We start from the raw sequence: 865 nt of genomic DNA, 5'->3' as shown, positions 1-865 counted from the left end.
GTCTGATAACCTCAGACAAGGTGTAATATGGCAGGTCTACCTGGATTCGAACCAGGGAATGGCGGCATCAAAAGCCGCTGCCTTACCGCTTGGCGATAGACCTACAGCGATAACTTTCGTTATCTGAATATGGTGCGGAAGAAGAGACTTGAACTCTTACACCTTGCGGCGCCAGAACCTAAATCTGGTGCGTCTACCAATTTCGCCACTTCCGCAGAAACAGTTTTTAGAATATCGGGATGATGGTGCGGAAGGAGAGACTTGAACTCTCACACCTTACGGCGCCAGAACCTAAATCTGGTGCGTCTACCAATTTCGCCACTTCCGCGTCCCGGTATTCAGAGTCGCAACTTAAGTTGTTAACTCGAAATAAATGGTGGCTACGACGGGATTCGAACCTGTGACCCCATCATTATGAGTGATGTGCTCTAACCAGCTGAGCTACGTAGCCATCTTTTCAGAGCGAGAAACTATAATACAATCTCGTCTGTAGTTCCAATAGTTTTTACATCGTATTGAAACTTAAAGAATTATGGCAGGTCTACCTGGATTCGAACCAGGGAATGGCGGCATCAAAAGCCGCTGCCTTACCGCTTGGCGATAGACCTACAAATATACTGAATTTGGTGCGGAGGGAGGGACTTGAACCCTCACGTCCTAACGGACACTAGCACCTGAAGCTAGCGCGTCTACCAATTCCGCCACCACCGCAAATTCAGTATGCGTCTGATAACCTCAGACAAGGTGTAATATGGCAGGTCTACCTGGATTCGAACCAGGGAATGGCGGCATCAAAAGCCGCTGCCTTACCGCTTGGCGATAGACCTACAGCGATAACTTTCGTTATCTGAATATGGTGCGGAAG

At 48.4% G+C, this 865-nt stretch carries 7 tRNA genes; all 7 read right to left on the bottom strand.

Annotated elements, in window-relative coordinates:
• Nucleotides 1–28: 28 nt before the first annotated feature.
• The 7 genes from JIG40_RS01950 to JIG40_RS01920 all read right to left on the bottom strand — a co-directional run bounded on the left by JIG40_RS01950 (nucleotide 29) and on the right by JIG40_RS01920 (nucleotide 827).
• Nucleotides 29–103 (bottom strand) — tRNA-Gln (locus JIG40_RS01950).
• A gap of 27 nt (nucleotides 104–130) precedes the next feature.
• Nucleotides 131–215, bottom strand: a tRNA-Leu gene (locus tag JIG40_RS01945).
• 28 nt (nucleotides 216–243) lie between these two features.
• Nucleotides 244–328 (bottom strand) — tRNA-Leu (locus tag JIG40_RS01940).
• A 46-nt stretch (nucleotides 329–374) separates the two neighbouring features.
• Nucleotides 375–451: transfer RNA gene (locus tag JIG40_RS01935), tRNA-Met, on the bottom strand.
• 82 nt (nucleotides 452–533) lie between these two features.
• Nucleotides 534–608 (bottom strand) — tRNA-Gln (locus tag JIG40_RS01930).
• A 16-nt stretch (nucleotides 609–624) separates the two neighbouring features.
• Nucleotides 625–711 (bottom strand) — tRNA-Leu (locus tag JIG40_RS01925).
• A 41-nt stretch (nucleotides 712–752) separates the two neighbouring features.
• Nucleotides 753–827 (bottom strand) — tRNA-Gln (locus JIG40_RS01920).
• Between the last annotated feature and the right edge of the window lie 38 nt (nucleotides 828–865).

This window comes from Vibrio sp. bablab_jr001, from assembly GCF_016464285.1.
Lineage (GTDB): Bacteria > Pseudomonadota > Gammaproteobacteria > Enterobacterales > Vibrionaceae > Vibrio > Vibrio fluvialis.
The sequence above is the reverse complement of the archived record's forward strand: the minus strand, read 5'-3'. Positions and strand labels throughout refer to the sequence as shown.